This is a genomic window from Streptomyces sp. NPDC059832, from assembly GCF_042731715.1.
Lineage (GTDB): Bacteria > Actinomycetota > Actinomycetes > Streptomycetales > Streptomycetaceae > Streptomyces.
In genome coordinates this window covers 360,364-378,969 of sequence record NZ_JBHWIY010000005.1, presented here as the reverse complement: position 1 = coordinate 378,969, position 18,606 = coordinate 360,364, and the positions used below count along the sequence as shown (strand labels likewise).

At 70.0% G+C, this 18,606-nt stretch carries 15 protein-coding genes and 2 pseudogenes; 6 read left to right on the top strand and 11 right to left on the bottom strand.

Annotation, left to right across the window (positions count from 1 at the left end; all coding sequences use genetic code 11):
- Positions 1–69: 69 nt before the first annotated feature.
- The 6 genes from ACFV8T_RS11925 to ACFV8T_RS11900 form a co-directional block, all read right to left on the bottom strand.
- Entirely contained in the window at positions 70–906 is an 837-nt protein-coding gene (locus tag ACFV8T_RS11925) for a shikimate dehydrogenase (protein ID WP_385326700.1), read from the bottom strand.
- A complete protein-coding gene (gene mltG / locus ACFV8T_RS11920) occupies positions 893–2,659 on the bottom strand; it encodes an endolytic transglycosylase MltG (RefSeq protein ID WP_385326698.1) in 1,767 nt (588 codons plus the stop codon). Before mltG ends, ACFV8T_RS11925 begins: the two co-directional genes overlap by 14 nt.
- A 96-nt stretch (positions 2,660–2,755) precedes the next feature.
- Positions 2,756–3,241: a Holliday junction resolvase RuvX gene (ruvX, locus tag ACFV8T_RS11915; RefSeq protein ID WP_385326696.1), complete on the bottom strand. Its 486-nt coding sequence runs from the start codon at positions 3,239–3,241 to the stop codon at positions 2,756–2,758.
- On the bottom strand, positions 3,238–5,907 hold the full coding sequence (gene alaS, locus ACFV8T_RS11910; protein WP_385326695.1) for an alanine--tRNA ligase: 2,670 nt from the start codon (positions 5,905–5,907) through the stop codon (positions 3,238–3,240). Before alaS ends, ruvX begins: the two co-directional genes overlap by 4 nt.
- Positions 5,907–6,269: a hypothetical protein gene (locus ACFV8T_RS11905; RefSeq protein WP_385326693.1), complete on the bottom strand. Its 363-nt coding sequence runs from the start codon at positions 6,267–6,269 to the stop codon at positions 5,907–5,909. The genes alaS and ACFV8T_RS11905 overlap by 1 nt, the downstream gene beginning before the upstream one ends.
- A 7-nt stretch (positions 6,270–6,276) precedes the next feature.
- A complete protein-coding gene (locus tag ACFV8T_RS11900; protein WP_385326830.1) occupies positions 6,277–6,714 on the bottom strand; it encodes a DUF948 domain-containing protein in 438 nt (145 codons plus the stop codon).
- A gap of 224 nt (positions 6,715–6,938) precedes the next feature.
- On the opposite strand from ACFV8T_RS11900, the gene ACFV8T_RS11895 reads away from it, so the two are divergent.
- Positions 6,939–9,140, top strand: coding sequence for an ATP-binding protein (locus tag ACFV8T_RS11895; protein WP_385326692.1), 2,202 nt, complete (start codon positions 6,939–6,941; stop codon positions 9,138–9,140).
- 17 nt (positions 9,141–9,157) lie between these two features.
- On the opposite strand, the gene rpsD is transcribed toward ACFV8T_RS11895, so the two are convergent.
- Entirely contained in the window at positions 9,158–9,772 is a 615-nt protein-coding gene (rpsD, locus tag ACFV8T_RS11890; protein ID WP_030918857.1) for a 30S ribosomal protein S4, read from the bottom strand.
- Positions 9,773–9,960: 188 nt separating this feature from the next.
- Between rpsD and ACFV8T_RS11885 the strand changes: the two genes are divergently transcribed.
- Positions 9,961–10,662 carry a DUF2470 domain-containing protein gene (locus ACFV8T_RS11885; protein ID WP_385326690.1) on the top strand — a complete coding sequence of 234 codons (702 nt, stop codon included), beginning with the start codon at positions 9,961–9,963 and terminating at the stop codon, positions 10,660–10,662.
- 24 nt (positions 10,663–10,686) lie between these two features.
- On the opposite strand, the gene ACFV8T_RS11880 is transcribed toward ACFV8T_RS11885, so the two are convergent.
- On the bottom strand, positions 10,687–12,066 hold the full coding sequence (locus tag ACFV8T_RS11880) for a replication-associated recombination protein A (RefSeq protein ID WP_385326689.1): 1,380 nt from the start codon (positions 12,064–12,066) through the stop codon (positions 10,687–10,689).
- A gap of 70 nt (positions 12,067–12,136) precedes the next feature.
- On the bottom strand, positions 12,137–12,772 hold the full coding sequence (locus ACFV8T_RS11875; RefSeq protein ID WP_385326687.1) for a vitamin K epoxide reductase family protein: 636 nt from the start codon (positions 12,770–12,772) through the stop codon (positions 12,137–12,139).
- A gap of 148 nt (positions 12,773–12,920) precedes the next feature.
- On the opposite strand from ACFV8T_RS11875, the pseudogene ACFV8T_RS11870 reads away from it, so the two are divergent.
- Positions 12,921–13,776 (top strand): annotated as a pseudogene (locus tag ACFV8T_RS11870) (ABC transporter ATP-binding protein).
- A pseudogene (locus tag ACFV8T_RS11865) lies at positions 13,773–14,036 on the top strand (ABC transporter permease); the annotation flags it as partial. The pseudogenes ACFV8T_RS11870 and ACFV8T_RS11865, both read left to right, overlap by 4 nt.
- Positions 14,037–14,129: 93 nt before the next feature.
- On the opposite strand, the gene hisS reads toward ACFV8T_RS11865, so the two are convergent.
- Positions 14,130–15,392, bottom strand: a complete 1,263-nt coding sequence (hisS, locus tag ACFV8T_RS11860) for a histidine--tRNA ligase (RefSeq protein ID WP_385326685.1) — start codon at positions 15,390–15,392, stop codon at positions 14,130–14,132.
- A gap of 13 nt (positions 15,393–15,405) precedes the next feature.
- Positions 15,406–16,092, bottom strand: a complete 687-nt coding sequence (locus ACFV8T_RS11855) for an MBL fold metallo-hydrolase (protein ID WP_385326683.1) — start codon at positions 16,090–16,092, stop codon at positions 15,406–15,408.
- Positions 16,093–16,242: 150 nt separating this feature from the next.
- Between ACFV8T_RS11855 and ACFV8T_RS11850 the strand changes: the two genes are divergently transcribed.
- Both ACFV8T_RS11850 and ACFV8T_RS11845 read left to right on the top strand, forming a co-directional pair.
- A complete protein-coding gene (locus ACFV8T_RS11850) occupies positions 16,243–17,037 on the top strand; it encodes a peptidylprolyl isomerase (protein ID WP_385326682.1) in 795 nt (264 codons plus the stop codon).
- A gap of 275 nt (positions 17,038–17,312) precedes the next feature.
- Positions 17,313–18,542: a DUF349 domain-containing protein gene (locus tag ACFV8T_RS11845; RefSeq protein WP_385326680.1), complete on the top strand. Its 1,230-nt coding sequence runs from the start codon at positions 17,313–17,315 to the stop codon at positions 18,540–18,542.
- Positions 18,543–18,606: the final 64 nt, after the last annotated feature.

The following is an 18,606-nucleotide window of genomic DNA, read 5'->3' as shown; positions in this document are numbered from 1 at the left end:
CACGACCGGCAGCCCGAACCGGTCGCCGGTCCAGCAGACGGACGGATCGCACCGGCGGGCGCGAGGGTTTCAGCGGGCGGCGAGCGCCGCTTCCCCGGCCCGCCGCATGGCCGCGAGCGGCGCGGGCGCACGGCCCGTCATCTGCTCGACCTGGAGGACGGCCTGGTGCACCAGAAGGTCGAGACCTCCGACGACTGCGCCGCTTCGGGCCGTCCACGCGGCGGCAAGCCGGGTGGGCCAGGGCTCGTACAGCACATCGAAGAGGGTGCCGGGTCGCTCCGGTACGGCAGCGGCCAGGGCGTCCGTGGCGCCGGCCGGGGTGGTGGCGACGACCAGCGGGGCGCTCAGCGCCTGCTCGGCCTCCGCCCAGTCGGCGATCCGGACGTCCACGCCGAGGCGTTCGCCCCAGCCGCGCATCTCCTGGCCCCGTTCTCGGCTGCGGACGTATGCCGTGACCGGACCGGTGCAGATCTCGGACAGCGCGGCGAGCGCCGATGACGCGGTCGCCCCGGCGCCGAGGACGGCGGCGGACTCGGTCTTCTCCACCCCGCGTTCACGCAGCGCGGCGATCATCCCGGGGATGTCGGTGTTGTCACCGGTCCGCCGGCCGTCCTCGGTGAGCACGACCGTGTTGACGGCCTCCACCGACGACGCGGTCTCACTGATGGAGTCCAGCAGCGGAATGATCGCACGCTTGAGCGGCATGGTCAGCGAGAGCCCCGCCCAGGTGGAGTCGAGCCCCTCGACGAAGCCGGGCAGCGCGGCCTCGTCGACCTCGAACCGGTCGTACGTCCAGTGGGTGAGGCCGAGTTCGGCGTACGCGGCCCGGTGCAGCACCGGGGAGAGCGAGTGCGTGATGGGCGAACCCAGAACGGCCGCCCGGTGGCGCCCGTCATTGGAGGCCATGCTGTTCCTTGAACTTGTCGTTGAGCTTCTCGTGCTCCGCGGCCGTCTTGGTGAACTGGGTCTTCTTGCCGTCGAGCGAGATGAAGTACATCCACCCGTCGCTGGTGGGATTGAGCGTGGCCCGCAGGGCTTCGTCGCCCGGGTTGCTGATCGGGCCCGGCGGAAGGCCCGGGTGGTAATAGGTGTTGTACGGGTCCGGGTTGGTCAGGATCTCGTTCGACCCGATCTTGATCTTGCTCTGATTCTTGAGGTAATTGAACGCGGAGTCGAATTGGAGCTTGCGATTCGTGGCGACGTTGTCGGGCTTCAAGCGGTTGTAGGCGACTTCGGCCATCTTGCGGAAGTCGTCGTGCGTGAGGCCTTCCGCCTGGACCAGGCTGGCGACGGTGAGCACCTGCCACGGGCCGTCCAGCTTGTACTTCTTGGCCGTTCCCTCAAGATCGAGCTTGTCGTATTCCTCGTTGGCGCGGGAGACCATCTTCTTCAGAAGGGTCTCCGGCTTGGTCTCCTTGGTGACCGGATAGGCGGCCGGGTAGAGGAACCCTTCCAGCGGGTCCTTGACGTCCTTGCCGTTGACCGCCCAGCCGGGCAGACCGAGCTCGGACCTCTTGGACGTGGCGATTTCCTTGGTCGTTCCCTTTTTGAGGCCCAGTTTCTTGTCGACCATCCCGTAGATGGCGACATCGCGGGAACCCTCGGGAATCACCAGAAGATTCTGGCTCTTCGGGTCGACCATCATCTTCACGGCCTCGGCCGCGGACATCTTCTCGTGGAGGAGGTAGACCCCGGCCTGGATCGCCTTCCCCTTGGGGTTCTCGTTCTGCGCGGAGACGAACGCGTCGACGCTCTTGACGACGCCCTGCTTCTTCAGGATGTTGCCGATGTCGTAGCCGAAGGCGCCCTTGGGGATCTCCACCTCGACCGACCCCGAGCCACTGCCCGCATAGTCCGGCGCCGAGCCGAACTTGTCCTTCCAGTACGTGTAGCCGAAGTAGCTCACCCCGCCGAGGCCACCGACCAGGACCACCGAGACGACCAGGCAGGCGAAGCCGCTGCGGCTCTTCTTCTTGCCCTTGCCGCGGCGCTCGTTGCCGCCACGGCTGCCGCGACGTGACTCACGCGGATCGTCGTCGTGCTCGTCGCCGTCGTCGTCACGGTCGTCGGCACCCGTGAAGAAGGGGTGGGTCTCCTCCGGCTGGACCTCCGGGTCCCAGTCCGGACTCTCCGCCGGGGCCTGCTGGGGAGCGGCCTCACGACGGCCCGGGGGCTGCGGCGGCGGGTAGGCCTCCGGCGTGCCGTAGTAGTCGTGCGTCTCGCCGTAGCCGCCCTGCCCGCCGCCGTACGGGTCGGCCGGCTGGGCGTCGTACGGCATCGCGGTGGTCTGCTGCCCGGTGTCCCAGCCGCCGTTGTCGTACTGCGGCTGCTGGGGCTGCTGCGGTTGCTGGGGCTGCTGCGGTTGCTGGGGCTGCTGCGCGTACGGGTCCTGCGGGACTCCGTAGTCGGGCTGCTGCTGGTAGTGCTGCTGGGCGTACGGGTCGTGCGGCTGCTGTTGTTGTTGCTGCTGCTGCTGAACGTACGGGTCGTGCTGCTGCGGCTGCTGCTGCGCGTACGGATCGTGCGGGTAGGGCTGCTGCTGGTCGCCGTACTGGCTCTGGCCGTGGGCAGACTGCTGTCCTCCCCATCCCTGCTCCCCGTACAAGGGATCCTCGGGATGCCACGGTTCGGAGCCGGGGCCCCGGCCATACTCAGTCATCGATCCCCTAGAGCCGCGAGACGACATTCCGTCTCTTTGCTGTGCGGTGTTTGTTCGAAACACCGCCGCATCGCGCGGAACGTTACCGTATCGCGATCAGCCAACCACTTCGACGCCTTCGCCGGGGGCCCGGCCCGACGCCCGTTCGGACTCCAGAGCGTTCTGAAGGATCACCACAGCGGCAGCTTGGTCGATGACGGATCGGCCTTTCTTGGACTTCACGCCCGAAGCGCGCAGCCCTTGACTGGCCGTCACTGTGGTCATCCTCTCGTCCACCAACCGCACCGGAATGGGCGCGACCGCGCGGGCGACCTCCTGCGCGAAGACCCGGATCTTGGCGGCGGCGGGTCCCTCACCGCCGCCGAGGGACCGCGGCAGGCCGATGATGATCTCGATCGGCTCGTACTCCTCGACGATCTGTCCGAGCCGCCGGTGGGCCGCCGGGACATCACGTCCCGGAACGGTCTCCACCGGCGTGGCGAGGATCCCGTCGGGGTCGCACGAGGCGACCCCGATCCGGGCGTCCCCGACATCGATCGCGAGACGGCGACCGCGGCGCATCTGCGTCATTCCCGCCGTCACGCCGTCTCGGTGACGAGGTGTTCGACAGCGGCCACCGCGGCGCCGATGGCCTCGGGGTTCTGGCCGCCGCCCTGGGCGACGTCCGGCTTGCCGCCGCCACCGCCGCCGAGGGTCTTGGCCGCGGCCCGGACCAGGTCGCCGGCCTTGAGACCGCGCTCGCGGGCGGACTCGTTGGTGGCGATGACGGTCAGCGGGCGGCCGTTGGCGGTGGTGAACAGGGCCACGACGGCCGGCCGGCCGCCCTGGATGCGGCCGCGGACGTCGAGGACGAGCTTGCGCAGGTCGTCGGCCGACGTGCCGTCGGGGACCTGGCCGGTGACCAGGGCGACGCCGCGTACGTCCTTGGCGGACTCGACCAGTCCGGCGGCGGCCTGGAGGACCTTCTCCGCGCGGAACTTCTCGATCTCCTTCTCGGCGTCCTTCAGCTTGCCGAGCATTCCGGCGATCTTCTCCGGGAGCTCCTCGGGACGCCCCTTGACCAGCTCCTGGAGCTGGGCGACGACCGTGTGCTCCTTGGCGAGGAAGTTGTACGCGTCGACGCCGACGAGGGCCTCGATACGCCGCACACCGGAACCGATGGACGACTCGCCGAGCAGCTTCACCAGACCGAGCTGGGCGGTGTTGTGGACGTGCGTACCGCCGCAGAGCTCCTTGGAGAAGTCGCCGATGGTGACGACCCGGACCCGCTCGCCGTACTTCTCGCCGAACTCGGCGATGGCGCCCTGCTTCTTGGCCTCGTCGATCGACATGACCTCGGCCTGGACGTCGAGTTCGCGCGAGAGCACGTCGTTGATCTTCTGCTCGACATCGGTCATGACCGAGCCGGGGACGGCGTTCGGCGAGCCGAAGTCGAAGCGGAAGCGGCCGGGCTGGTTCTCGGAACCGGCCTGGGCGGCCGTCGGGCCGAGCGCGTCGCGCAGGGCCTGGTGCGTGAGGTGCGTGGCGGAGTGGGCGCGGGCGATGGCGCGGCGGCGCTTGACGTCGATCGAGGCGAGGACCGGAGCGCCGACGGTGACCTCGCCGACCTGGACGACGCCCTTGTGGACGTGGACGCCGGGGACCGGCTTCTGGACGTCGCGGACCTCGATGACGGCGCCGGTGTCGAGCCTGATCCGGCCCTGGTCGGCGATCTGGCCGCCGCCCTCGGCGTAGAACGGGGTGCGGTCGAGGACGACCTCGACCTCGTCGCCCTCGGAGGCAGCCGGGGAGGACACTCCGTCGACGAGGAGGCCGACGATGGTGGACTCCCCCTCGGTGGCGGTGTAGCCGGTGAAGTCGGTGGCGCCGGAGTTGTCGGCGACCTCGCGGTAGGCGGACAGGTCGGCATGACCGGTCTTCTTGGCGCGGGCGTCGGCCTTGGCGCGCTCCCGCTGCTCCTTCATCAGGCGGCGGAAGCCGTCCTCGTCCACCGAGAGGCCCTGTTCGGCGGCCATCTCCAGGGTGAGGTCGATCGGGAAGCCCCAGGTGTCGTGGAGCAGGAACGCCTTGTCGCCGGCGAGGACCTTGCCGCCGGCGGCCTTGGTCTCGGTGACGGCGGTGTCGAGGATGTTGGTGCCGCCCTTGAGCGCCTTGAGGAAGGCGGCCTCCTCGGCGAGGGCGACGGTCTCGATGCGCTTGCGGTCGGTGATCAGCTCCGGGTACTGCTGCCCCATCGTCTCGATCACGACGTCGACCAGGTCCTTGACGACCGGTCCGGTGGCACCCAGCAGCCGCATGTTGCGGATGGCCCGGCGCATGATCCGGCGCAGGACGTAGCCGCGGCCCTCGTTGCCCGGCGTGACGCCGTCACCGATGAGCATCACGGAGGTACGGATGTGGTCGGCGACCACGCGGAGCGAGACGTCCGAACCGTGGTCGGTGCCGTACCGGACGCCGGTCAGCCCGGTGGCCCTGTCCATGACGACGCGCAGGGTGTCCGTCTCGTACATGTTCTGTACGCCCTGCAGGATCATGGCGAGGCGTTCCAGGCCCAGACCCGTGTCGATGTTCTTCGACGGCAGGTCGCCGAGGATCGGGAAGTCCTCCTTGCCGTCACCGGCGCCGCGCTCGTACTGCATGAAGACCAGGTTCCAGATCTCCACGTACCGCTCGTCGTTGACGGCCGGGCCGCCCTCGACGCCGAACTCGGGGCCGCGGTCGTAGTTGATCTCGGAGCAGGGGCCGCAGGGGCCGGGGACGCCCATGGACCAGAAGTTGTCCTTCTTGCCCAGGCGCTGGATGCGCTCGGCCGGTACGCCGATCTTGTCGCGCCAGATCTGTTCGGCCTCGTCGTCGTCGAGGTAGACCGTGATCCACAGCCGCTCGGGGTCGAGGCCGAAGCCGCCGTCCGCCACGGAGCTCGTCAGAGCCTCCCAGGCGTAGGAGATGGCGCCTTCCTTGAAGTAGTCGCCGAAGGAGAAGTTGCCGCACATCTGGAAGAACGTGCCGTGCCGGGTGGTCTTGCCGACCTCTTCGATGTCCGGCGTACGGACACACTTCTGCACGCTGGTGACGCGCGGGGCGGGCGGCTTGACCTCGCCGAGGAAGTACGGCTTGAAGGGGACCATGCCCGCGGGAACGAGCAGCAGAGTCGGGTCGTCCGCGATGAGCGACGCCGAAGGGACGACGGTGTGACCGCGCTCCTCGAAGAAGCTCAGCCAGCGGCGACGAATTTCAGCCGACTCCATCAGTGGTCCTCATTCCGGTTGTACGACGTGTAGGGGAGCTTGCGGTACTTGGCGGTCTCAAGAGACCTGTCGGGCCCGACGGGCTCGGACGCCTCGACGACGAAGTGCGGCCGGACCGGCAGTTCCCGGTCGACCGGTGCTGCCAGGCCCAGCGCCTCGCCCAGTTCGGCTTCGCGCCGGACCATGGACTCACGGACGTCCAGCGCGAAGTCCTTGAGCTTGTGCCCCGTCTCGATCGCCTTGTCCGCGGCCTGCGCCGCAAGGCTCTCGGGAGTGAGCTGCTTGAGCTTCCGGTTGACCTTGGCGGTGGCCCAGACACCGGCGGCGGCACCGGCGGTGAACCAGAACGTACGGCGGAACATGGCTGCGTCAGTCCTTCGGTCCGCGGGGGTTTCTGCCGTTGCGCTTCCTGCCGCGCGCGGACGGCACGGTGCGGCCGACCAGCACCGAACGGCGGGCGGGTTCCGGTTCGGGATCGGTCTTGCGGCCGATGGCCCGCCGCACCCCGTAGCCGAACGCGGCGACCTTGACGAGCGGGCCACCGAAGGTCGAGGCGACGGTGGTGGAGAGCGCGGAGGCGTTCGAGGTGACTTCCTGGACGTCCGTCGCGATCGCGTCGACCTTGTCGAGCTGGGTCTGCGCGGAACGCACGGTGGCGGAGGCGTCGGCGAGCAGCGGGACCGCCTGCTCGGTCACGTCCGCCACGAGCTTGGTGGTCGCCCTGAGCGTCTGGGCCAGCCTCACCAGCACGACGGCGAGGAACGAAACCAGGATCGCCCAGAAGACGGCCACCAGGATCCCGGCCACCTCTCCACCGGACACAGTGCACCGCTCTCTAGCTTGTCGCTGTCTCTGTACTGTCTCTGTCTGTCTCTGCTCGGTCCGGCGACGGCCGTCGCAACAGCCGATCGTCGTCCCCCGAGCCTATCGCGCCGGTGGTCGCGCCCCGTACCGCATTACGGGCGGGAAAGACGAGCGTTCCCATAAGGAGATTGTACGGAGAGCTTTCGTGCCAGTACTCTGCGTGTTTCATGCGACGCCCCCACCGCCCCTTTCCGTCCCCCCACGATCCGAGCGCCCCCACCGCCCTCGGAAATCTCCCGGCGGAACTGAACAGATTCGTGGGACGGGAGAACGAACTCGTCCGCCTCGCCCAACTCCTGGACGAGTCCAGGCTCGTCACCATGGTCGGAGTGGGTGGCGTGGGCAAGACCCGCTGTGCCGCCCGGCTCGCCGCGCTTCTGGAGAAACGGTACTGCGACGGCGTCCGGATGGCCGAGCTCTCCGACATCCACGACCCCGAGCTGCTGGAACACGCCCTGGTCGACGCCCTGGGGCTCACCGACCACACCAGCAGACCGCCGCGCACGACCCTCGTCGAGCATCTGGCCGGGCGCCGGCTCCTGCTGGTGGTCGACGGCTTCGAGCACCTCGTCGACGCCTGCGCCGAACTGGTGCGGGAACTGCTGCGCCGGGCCCCGGGGCTGCGGGTGCTGGCCGTCGGGCGACTGCCGCTGGAACTGGACGGGGAACTCACCTACCCGCTCGCGCCGATGACGGACGAGGACGCGATGCTGCTCTTCGCGGAGCGGGCCGCCGCCGTACGGCCGGATTTCCGGCTGACCGACGAGAACCGCTCGACCGCCCTGGAGCTGTGCCGCCGCCTGGACGGAATCCCGCTCGCACTGGAACTGGCCGCCGGGCGGCTGCGCGCCCTGTCCACCGGCCAGGTACTGCAGCGTCTGGACGACCGCTTCCGGCTGCTGACCGGTTCGAGCCGCAGCGCGCTGGCACGCCACCAGACGCTCCGTACGGCCATCGGCTGGAGCCATGAACTCTGCGCTCCGGAGCAGCGGCTGCTCTGGGCGCGGCTCTCGGTGTTCGCCGGGCAGTTCGACCTGGAGGCCGTCGAATACATCTGCAGCGGCGCCGATCTGCCGGCCGATTCGGTGCTCGATGTGCTCTCCGGGCTGCTGGCGCAGTCCGTCGTGCTGCGCGAGGACTCGGCACAGGGCACCCGCTACCGGATGCTGGACACGGTGCGGGAGTACGGCGCCGAGTGGCTGGCGGCCACCGATGACACGGACCGGCTGCGGCGCCGCCACCGGGACTGGTTCCTGGGGCTCGCGACCTGGTGCGAGCTCGACTGGTTCAGCCCGCGGCAGCGCGAGGTGGCCGCCCGGGTCGAGAGCGAGCTGCCGAATCTGCGGCGGGCGATGGAGAGTTCGCTGGAGATTCCGGGCGAGGCCCATCTCGCGCAGTATCTGGCGGGCACCCTGTGGTTCCTCTGGGTGGGCTGCGGGCGGCTCTCGGAAGGCCGGCACTGGCTGGACCATGTGCTGGAGGAGGACACCCCGTACGACTCCTCGCGGCTGAAGGCGCTGTGGGTGCTCGGGTACGTGGCGGTGCTCCAGGGCGACCCGGTCGGCGCGGTCTCCGCGCTGCAGGAGTGCCGGGACGAGGCGGACCGGGCCGACGACTCCACGGCGCTCGCGTACGCGGTGCACCGGATGGGATGTCTGGCGCTCGTCACCGACGACATGGCCAGGGCCCAGGAGCTGCTGGACGACGCGCTGCGCCGCTACCGGGAGCTCGGCGAGCTGAACAGCAATGTCCTGATGGCCCAGGTCGAGCTCGCGATGGCGGTCGGATTCCACGGGGATCTGGACGGGGCGGCCGCGATCTGCGAAGAGGTGAAGGAGATCTGCGAGGACCACGGGGAGCGGTGGACCCTGTCGTACGCGCTGTACGTGCTGGCCTTCGCGGCATCGCAGCGCGGCCGGCCGGACCGGGCCCGGGAACTGCTCGGGCAGTCGCTGGCGATCAGCCACACCTTCCACGATCTGCTCGGCTCGGTGCTCGCCCTGGAGCTGCTGGCGCTGATCACGGCCGTCGAGGGCGATGCGGCGGAGGCGGCGGTGCTCCAGGGGGCCGCCGACCGGATCTGGCCGTCGGTGGGACTGCCGCTGTTCGGATCGGCGCACTACGGGCAGCCCCGGATCCGCTGCGAGGAGCTGGCCCGCCGCGAGCTGGGCGACGTCCGCTACGAATCGGGGCTGCGCGCGGGCGGAGAGCTGGATCCGGACGCGGCGGTGGCCAGGGCTCTGGCGAGCGGCCCCGCGGACCGCCCGGAGACTCCGGCACGGCTGCCCGGGACGCCGGCGGGCCCCGGGAGAACGCGGAGGCCCGCCGCCTCCCGTACATCCGGGAGGGGCGGGCCAGAGCGCTGGTGAGAGCGGCTACGCCTGGATCAGCGGGCGTAGTACTCGACGACGAGCTGCTCGTCGCAGATCACGGGGATTTCCTTGCGGTTCGGGTCCCGGTCAAGGCGGAAGGCCAGGGCCTTCAGGTTCACCTGCAGGTAGCGCGGGGTCTCGCCGTCGGGGGCGTAACCACCCTCGCGGGCCACCTGGAAGGGGTGCTTGTCGCGGCTGCGCTCGCGGACCATCACGATGTTGTCGGGACGGACACGGAAGGACGGCTTGTCGACCTTGCGGCCGTCGACCTCGATGTGACCGTGCACGACCATCTGGCGGGCCTGGTAGATGGTGCGGGCGATGCCCGAACGCAGGACCAGCGCGTCGAGACGGCGCTCGAGCTCGACGACGAGCGCCTCGCCCGTCTTGCCCTCGGCCTTCTTGGCGCGGTCGTAGGCACGCGCCATCTGGCGCTCGCTGATGTCGTACTGGGCACGCAGACGCTGCTTCTCCAGCAGACGGACCTTGTAGTCCGAGTTCTGCTTGCGGCCACGGCCGTGCTCGCCCGGCGGGTAGGGGCGGGCCTCGAAGTACTTGACGGCCTTCGGCGTCAGCGCGATGCCGAGCGCGCGGCTCTTCTTGACCTTGGGACGCGACTGGTTAGGCACGTTCTCCAGACCTCCGTTGTAGGTTAGGTTAGGCTCACCTTACTTGAGGAGATCGCATGTCTCGCCCGGGGAACACCAGTCACATCACGGACAGCACTGACAGCGTCGACACCCCTCGGGGTGCCGATACGACGGAGGACCGATCAGATCGTGGTCAGCCGCGTCCCGGCGGGCTTGAAAACACTCGGATGCCGTCAGCAGCCGAGCGCACACGAACTCTCGTACAGAGTACCTGTTCGGCGGTGCTGCTCATCCCCGGGCTGGACGTGGCCGGCTCGGACCAGGTGATGCCGCTGACCAGATGCGTGGGGCCCGACGGGGACCTGTTCCTCGAACTCCCCGCTGATTCCCCGGCCGTACGGGCCGCGACGCACGCCGAGGACGACGAACTGACGGCTGTGCTGGAGATCACGGACGTCGCCCCGGTCTCCGTCCCGCACCGCATCCGCGGCCGGGCGTGGGTCTCGGGCCGGCTCACCACCGTACCCGGCATGTCGGGGCCCGGCCGGATGACGCTCCGGCTGGAGACGGGCGAGGCGTACGTCGACGATCTGTGGGGCGCGCAGGAGGTGGAACCGGAGGAACTCCGGGACGCGGCACCCGATCCGCTGATCGGACACGAGGCGGAGCTGCTGCAGCATCTGCACGCGGCGCACGGCGAGCAGTTGGCGACGCTGTGCGGGCTGCTGGGCGGGCGGGCGGAGGGCCGCTGCGCCGCCCATCTGCCTTCCGTCGTGCCGCTCGCGCTGGACCGGCACGGGCTGCGTCTGCGTCTGCGCGAGGACCGGGGGCAGTGCTACGACGCCCGCTTCGAATTCCCCGCTCCGGTGCGGGACGTCAATGAACTGCGCGACGCGATGTACACGCTCTTCGAGGCGGCGGCGCGCTGAACGGGAGCGCTGCCCCGCGCTCCCTCAGCCCGCGGACGGGCCGGTGCCGTCACCGGCGGTGCGGCCGAGCCGCTCGCGGACCCGCTCCACCACATCCGCGTAGCGCGCCTCCGCGCCGTAGCGCGTGGGCTGGTAGTAGTGCTTGTCGCGCACGGCGTCCGGGGCGTACTGCTGGGTGGCGATGCCGCCGGGGACATCGTGCGGATACACATAGCCCTGGGCATGGCCCAGCTTGGCGGCGCCCTTGTAGTGACCGTCGCGCAGATGGGCCGGAACAGGGCCCGCGAGACCCCTGCGCACGTCCTCCTGGGCGGCGGAGATCGCCAGCGTCGCCGCGTTGGACTTGGGGGCGAGGGCCAGCGCGATCGTGGCATGGCTGAGGGTGAGCGCCGCCTCCGGGAAACCGATCATGGCGACCGCCTGGGCGGCCGCGACGGCGGTGGGCAGCGCCGTGGGGTCGGCGAGACCGATGTCCTCGCTGGCCGAGATCATCAGCCGCCTGGCGATGAACCGGGGGTCCTCCCCCGCCTCGATCATCCGGGCCAGGTAGTGCAGCGCGGCATCCACGTCGGAGCCGCGGATCGACTTGATGAGCGCGCTCGTCACGTCGTAGTGCTGGTCGCCGTCCCGGTCGTACTTGACGGCCGCGCGGTCGACCGTCTCCTCCAGGGTCAGGAGGCTGATCTCCTTCTCCTGCTTGGACAGCGCGGCACCGGCCGCGGCCTCCAGCGCCGTCAGCGCCCGGCGGGCGTCGCCGCCCGCGATCCGCAGCAGATGCGCCTCGGCCTCCTCCGGCAGCGTCACCGCGCCGCCGAGCCCGCGCTCGTCGGCCAGCGCGCGCCCGAGCAGCCCGCGCAGATCGTCGTCGGTGAGCGATTCCAGGGTGAGCAGCAGCGAGCGGGACAGCAAGGGCGAGATGATCGAGAAATACGGATTCTCGGTGGTCGCCGCGATCAGCGTCACCCAGCGGTTCTCCACGGCCGGGAGCAGGGAGTCCTGCTGCGCCTTGGAGAAGCGGTGGATCTCGTCGAGGAAGAGGACGGTCTCCTTGCCGTAGCCGCCGGTGGCGCGGCGGGCTCCCTCGATGACTGCGCGCACCTCCTTGACGCCCGCGGTGATCGCGGAGAGCTCGACGAAGCGCTTGTTGGTGGCCTTGCTGACCACGTACGCCAGAGTCGTCTTCCCGATGCCGGGCGGACCCCAGAGGATCACCGAGGACGGGCCCGCCGGCCCGCCGTTCCCCTCGCCCACGAGGCGGCGCAGCGGCGAGCCCGGCTTGAGCAGATGCTGCTGGCCGACGACCTCGTCGAGGGTGCGGGGGCGCATCCGGACAGCCAGTGGGCTGCTGGACGGGTCCTTCTCCTGGCGGTCTTCGGCTGCTGCGGTAAAGAGGTCGGGCTCCACGTTTTGAAGCCTATGTCACGGCACTGACATCCCCACCGGGCCGGTCGCCCGGGAGGGATGAGCGGGCCGGTCAGCTGGTCCAGAAGTCCCACCAGCGGGTCAGGATCAACATGCCGATGATGCCGACCCACAGGACCGGCGGCACCCAGTGGAACTCCGTCAGGCCGTTGCGCAGCCAGTTCGGCGCGGGAATGATCCGGTGCTCGATGTTGTGCGTGGTGATGTAGCAGAACATGAAGATCGTGGCGACCCAGGCCAGGCAGCACCAGAGGCAGAGCGAGTTGATGTTGTAGAGCGACTGGTACTGGAGCCAGGTGCAGAAGCCGACGCCGAACAGCGCGCCGGCGTTCATCCCGAGCCAGTACCAGCTGCGGAAGCGGGCGCCCGCGAGCAGCGCCAGCCCGATGCCGATGATCACGGGGTAGGTCGCCATGCCGAGCATCGGGTTCGGGAAGCCGAAGGCGGCCGCCTGCTCGCTCTTCATGATGTTGCCGCACGCGACAACCGGGTTGAGGCTGCACCCCGGTGTGAAGTTGGGGTCCTCCAGCAGCTTGAACTTGTCGATCGTGATGACCCAGGCGGCAAGGAGTCCGGCAGCGCCGGTGATCACCAGCAGCAGTGCGAGCGCCCGACTGCCGCCGATGGTCCTCTTCCCGCCGTCCTCGTCCTGTTCGGAGGAGGGATGGTCAACCGCTGCAGTCGTCATATCGCCGTTCCATCAGTGAGTGGCCTGCTGGGCACGGTCATTGTGCCGCACCACGGCGCCGATCCTCTGTTCGATGGACATAAAGGTGTACTCAAAGGTCTGCGCACGACCGGCACGGTACTCAGGGGTCCGGGGGAAGCTCGGCACCATGGCCGAACTCGCGGTGGAAGTACGCGGCCTCAGGAAACGTTACGGCGAACTCACCGCCGTCGACGGTCTGGACCTGGGGATCCGGCAGGGCGAGGTGTTCGGGATCCTCGGGCCGAACGGGGCGGGGAAGAGCACGACCGTGGAGATCCTGCACCGTCGTCGCAGCCGCGACGAGGGGACCGTTTCGGTGCTCGGCGTCGACCCGGCCCGCGCCGGCCGCCGTTGGCGTTCCCGGGTCGGCATCGTCCGGCAGGATGAATCCGCGCCCCGCCGAGTTGACGGCGCGCGAGACGGTGGCGCACTTCGCCCGCTACTGCCCGAGGCCGCGCGACTGCGAGGACGTCATCGCTCTCGTCGGTCCGGAGCAGAAGGCCGGCGCCCGCATCAAGGAACCCTCCGGCGGCCGGCGGCGCCGTCTCGATGTGGCGCTCGGCGTGATCGGCTCCCCCGAACTCCTGCTGCTGGACGGGCCCACCACCGGTTTCGCCCCGGGGGGTCCGCCGCCGCTTCCGGGAGTTGATCCGGCTCCTGGCCCGGGAGGGCACGACGATCGTACTCACGACGCACTATCTGGAGGAGGCCGAGGCGCCGACCGGCCGGCTCACCGTCATCTCCGCGGGGCAGGTGGTCGCCGAGGACGAACCCGCCGCCCTGCGCGAGCGGTTCGGCACCCACACCACCGTCGAGCGGACGGAGCCGGACGGCACCCCGCGCTCGGAACGCACGACCGCCCGACCCGTACCGTCGCCGGCCTGATCGGCCGTTTCGACGGCGAGATACCCGGGCTGCGGGTCAGCCGCCCGACGCTGGAGGACGTCTGTCTCCGGCTCACCGGACAGGATCGGGCCCGATGACCGCGCACACGCCCCGGCGGCCGGCGGACACGAACGGGCCGGCCTCGCTGCCGGGGGCCTGGAGCATCGGCCTGCGGCGCGGCGCCCTGGAACTCAGGCAGTTCTTCCGCCGGCGCGAACAGGTCGTCTTCACCTTCGCGTTCCCCGTGGTGTTCCTGGCGCTGTTCGCGTCGATCTTCAGCGACGACGTGAAGGGCGCGGGCATCACGGCGTCCCAGCTGTACGTAGCCGCGATGCTCGCCGCGGGCATCATGTCGACCAGGCGGAAGGACCGGCGCGAGGGCTGACCGGGATGCGCGCGCCCCAGGGCGACCGGCGGGACGGGATTCCGCCCGCCGGCCGCCCCGGACGCCCTAGGCCAGGCGCTCGCGGATCGCCTCGGCCACATCGGTCAGGGGAACGGGCGTCTGCTCGCCGGACTCCATGTCCTTGAGCTGGACGACGCCCTCGGCCAGGTCCCGCTCGCCCGCGACGACGGTGAAGCGGGCTCCCGAACGGTTCGCGCTCTTCATCGCGCCCTTGAGGCCCCGGTTCCCATACGCGAAGTCCGCCGCCACGCCCTCGCGGCGCAGCTGCGTGACGATGCCGAAGAGCACCCGGCGGGCCTCCTCGCCGAGCGGCACCGCGAAGACGCTGGTGGCCGCGGGCAGTTCGAGCTCGATGCCCTCCGCCTCCAGCGCGAGCACCGTACGGTCCACGCCGAGCGCCCAGCCGACCGACGGGAGCGCCGGTCCGCCGATCATCTCGGACAGGCCGTCGTAGCGGCCGCCGCCGCCCACCGCGGACTGCGAGCCGAGCCCGTCGTGGACGAACTCGAAGGTGGTGCGGGTGTAGTAGTCGAGGCCGCGGACGAGCTTCTCGTCGTCCTCGTACACCACACCTGCCGCGGAGAGCAGGTCGCGCACCTCCTCGTGGTACGCCTTGCAGGCGTCGCAGAGATAGTCGCGCAGCACCGGGGCGCCGGTCAGCTGCTTCTGCACCTCGGGCCGCTTGTCGTCGAGAACCCGGAGCGGGTTGATCTCGATGCGGCGGCGGGTCTCCTCGTCCAGGTCGAGCTCGCGCAGGAAGCCCTGGAGCGCGTCCCGGTAGACGGGGCGGCACTCCTTGTCGCCCAGCGAGTTGAGCAGGATGCGGAAGTTCCGCAGGCCCAGCGCGCGGTACGCCTGGTCGGCCAGGATGATCAACTCGGCGTCCAGCGCCGGGTCCTCGGCCCCGATCGCCTCGGCACCGACCTGCGAGAAGTGGCGGTAGCGGCCCTTCTGCGGGCGCTCGTAGCGGTAGTACGAGCCGGAGTACCAGAGCTTCACGGGCAGGTTGCCGAGCTTGTGGAGGTTGGCCTCCAGTGCGGCGCGGAGCACGGAAGCGGTGCCCTCGGGGCGCAGTGCCAGCTGGGAGCCGCCCTTGGTGGTGAGGGTGTACATCTCCTTGGTCACGATGTCGGTGGACTCACCGACTCCGCGCGAGAAGAGGGCGACGTCCTCGAAGCCGGGTGTCTCGATGTAGCCGTAGCCGGAGTTCTTCAGGGGGGCGGAGATGGCCTCGCGCACCGCGAGGTACTTGGCGGAGTCGGGCGGGGTCAGGTCGTACGTGCCCTTGGGGGCCTTGAAAGTGCTCACGGGATGTCTCTCGTCACATTCCTCGTCGGGGCGCGTCCATACCGTGCAGATACGGATTCGAGGCGCGCTCGCGGCCGATGGTCGTCTGGGGGCCGTGGCCGGACAGCACCACGGTCGAGTCGTCGAGCGGCAGGCACACACGGGCCAGCGACTCAAGCAGCTCGGCGTGGTCGCCACCGGGCAGGTCGGTGCGTCCGACGGAGCCGGCGAAGAGCAGGTCGCCCGAGAAGAGGATCTGCGGAACATCCGCGGCCTCGGGCATCCTGAACGTCACCGACCCCTTGGTATGGCCGGGCGCATGCGCGACACCGAACTCCAGACCGGCCAGCTCCAGCCGGGCGCCGTCGCTCAGCTCCTTGACGTCGTCCGGCTCCCCGATCGTCAGCTCGCCCATGAGCGGCATCCCGATGGAGCGGCCGAGGGCCTTCTCCGGGTCGCTCATCATGTACCGGTCCTCCGGGTGGATCCAGGCGGGGACGTCGTGCGCGCCGCACACCGGGACGACCGAGGCGACATGGTCGATGTGGCCGTGGGTCAGTACGACGGCGACGGGCTTCAGCCGATGCTTCTCCAGTGCTTCCTCGACTCCGGCCGCGGCCTGGTGGCCCGGGTCGATGATCACGCACTCCTCGCCTGCGGCCGGGGCGACCAGATAACAGTTGGTCCCCCAGGCCCCTGCGGGGAACCCGGCAATGAGCACGATCGTCCTTAATGGTCGTCCGACGGCGGATTGCGACTGAGAAGGTCGCGGCAGTTCAGAGCCTACCGGCGCTCCTCATTCCACAGCTAACCCATATACGGTACGGGGCAGCCAAGGCCCCATCACACGACCTATCAAGGAGATCACCCGGTGGTCAGCAGCGATCAGCGGCGGCGGCAGCTCGCCAGGGAGAAGTTCGAGCGGCAGCAGCAGCGCCGGGAGGAGGCCCGCCGCAGGACGAGGCGGCTGACGGTCGTCATCGCGTCCGCGGTGGCCGTGGTGGCGGTCGTGGGTGTGGGCTCCTACCTCGCCCTCGACGGCGACGACAAGAAGGACACGGCGGACGCCGCCGCCAGTTCGACCCCGTCGGACCCCGCGTCGCCGTCGCCGAGCGAGAGCAAGGCGCCCGAGCCCGCGATGAAGATCGACAAGAAGGCCGGGTACAAGATGTCGCTCAGTACGAGCCAGGGCGACATCGCGTTCACGATGGACGCGGCGAAGACCCCGCACACCACGAACTCCTTCAAGTCACTGGCCGACAAGGGCTTCTTCGACGGCACCAAGTGTCACCGGCTGACCACGCAGGGCATCTTCGTCCTGCAGTGCGGCGATCCCAAGGGCAACGGCACGGGCGGTCCCGGCTACACGATCCCGGACGAGAACCTGACCGCGCTGGGCAAGGCGGGCAAGGACGGCAAGGTGACCTATCCGGCGGGCACGGTGGCGATGGCGAACACCGGCCAGGCGCACACCGGTGGCAGCCAGTTCTTCCTGGTGTACAAGGACAGCAAACTGCCGCCCACCTACACCCCGTTCGGCACCATGGACGACGCCTCGCTGAAGGCCGTCAAGGACATCGGCGCGGCGGGCGCGGCCGGCGGTGCGCCCGACGGTGCGCCGAAGAAGGCCGTGAAGATCTCGAAGGCCGCTGTCGACAAGTCGTGACCGGCTCGGGGCGGCCGGACCGGACCGGCCGGTGGCGACCGGGGTCTCTCGTTCGGATCGGGCCGGTATCAGGCACCGGGGCACACGGGCCCCGCACGATCCGAACGAGGGGCCCTGGCGCGGGCCGGATTTTTTTCGGCCGCGCTGAGTGCGGACAGCCGGGCGGCCGGTCGCCTAGATTGGCGTTGTGCAGGGCGGGCGCTGCCCGCCCCAGGAAACTGTGGACGATGCCAGGGGGGCGAACCCCCTCGCGGGCATCAGGTGGAGGAGGCGCTGTGAGCAGCGACCCGTGGGGCCGTGTCGATGAGACCGGCACCGTGTACGTGCGGACAGCCGACGGCGAGCAGGTCGTCGGATCGTGGCAGGCGGGTTCCCCCGAGGAGGCTCTGGCCTACTTCGAGCGCAAGTACGAGGGCATTGTGGTCGAGATCGGCCTCCTCGAACGGCGGGTGAAGACCACCGATCTGTCGGCGAAGGACGCGACGACCGCCATCGAGCATCTGCGTCTGCAGGTGGACGAGCATCACGCCGTCGGTGACCTCGACGCGCTGCGCAAGCGGCTCGACGCGCTCGTCGCGACGGTCGACTCGCGGCGCGAGGAGCGCAAGGCCCAGAAGGCGAAGCAGACCGACGAGGCGAAGCACGCCAAGGAGGCCCTGGTCGCCGAGGCCGAGGAGCTGGCGCAGAGCGAGCAGTGGCGCTCCGCGGGCGAGCGGCTCCGTGCGCTCGTCGACACGTGGAAGGGCCTGCCGCGGCTCGACCGCAAGTCCGACGACGAGCTGTGGCACCGCTTCTCGCACGCCCGCTCGGCGTTCTCCAAGCGCCGCAAGGCCCACTTCGCATCGCTGGACGCCCAGCGCGAGGAGGCCCGCAAGGCCAAGGAGAAGCTGGTCGTCGAGGCGGAATCGCTCTCCGGTTCCACCGACTGGGGGGCCACGGCCGCCCGCTACCGCGACCTGATGACGGAGTGGAAGGCGGCGGGCCGCGCCCAGCGCGAGGCCGAGGACGATCTGTGGAACCGCTTCCGCGGTGCTCAGGACGTCTTCTTCGCCGCCCGCAGTGGGGTCTTCGCCGAGCGGGACGCGGAGCAGGGCGAGAACCTCAAGCTCAAGGAGGAGCTCGCGGTCGAGGCCGAGAAGCTGGTGCCGGTGAAGGACCTGAAGGCGGCCAGGGCCGCGTTCCGGGCCGTCAACGAGCGCTGGGAGGCCATCGGCCACGTTCCGCGTGACGCCCGCCCGAAGGTCGAGGGGCGGATGCACGCGGTGGAGCGGGCGCTCCAGGAGGCCGAGGAGTCGGAGTGGCGGCGGACGAACCCTGAGGCGCGTGCGCGCGCCGCGGGTCTGACCGGCCAGCTCCAGGCGGCCGTGGACAAGCTGCGTACGCAGATCGACACGGCCCGCGCCTCGGGCAACAACGCCCGTGCCGACAAGCTGGCCAAGGAGCTCGAGGGCCGGCAGGCGCTGCTGGACCAGGCGCTCAAGGGCCTGGAGGAGTTCGGCGGCTGACAGTCGCACCACGAGGAAGGGGCTCCCGTACGTCACGTACGGGAGCCCCTTCCTCGTGTGCGGT

Bases quoted from the DNA above. Each gene is read 5' to 3' on its own strand.
- ACFV8T_RS11925 (WP_385326700.1), bottom strand. From the start codon at position 906: ATGGCCTCCAATGACGGGCGCCACCGGGCGGCCGTTCTGGGTTCGCCC.
- mltG (WP_385326698.1), bottom strand. From the start codon at position 2,659: ATGACTGAGTATGGCCGGGGCCCCGGCTCCGAACCGTGGCATCCCGAG.
- alaS (WP_385326695.1), bottom strand. From the start codon at position 5,907: ATGGAGTCGGCTGAAATTCGTCGCCGCTGGCTGAGCTTCTTCGAGGAG.
- ACFV8T_RS11905 (WP_385326693.1), bottom strand. From the start codon at position 6,269: ATGTTCCGCCGTACGTTCTGGTTCACCGCCGGTGCCGCCGCCGGTGTC.
- ACFV8T_RS11895 (WP_385326692.1), top strand. From the start codon at position 6,939: ATGCGACGCCCCCACCGCCCCTTTCCGTCCCCCCACGATCCGAGCGCC.
- ACFV8T_RS11885 (WP_385326690.1), top strand. From the start codon at position 9,961: ATGCCGTCAGCAGCCGAGCGCACACGAACTCTCGTACAGAGTACCTGT.
- ACFV8T_RS11875 (WP_385326687.1), bottom strand. From the start codon at position 12,772: ATGACGACTGCAGCGGTTGACCATCCCTCCTCCGAACAGGACGAGGAC.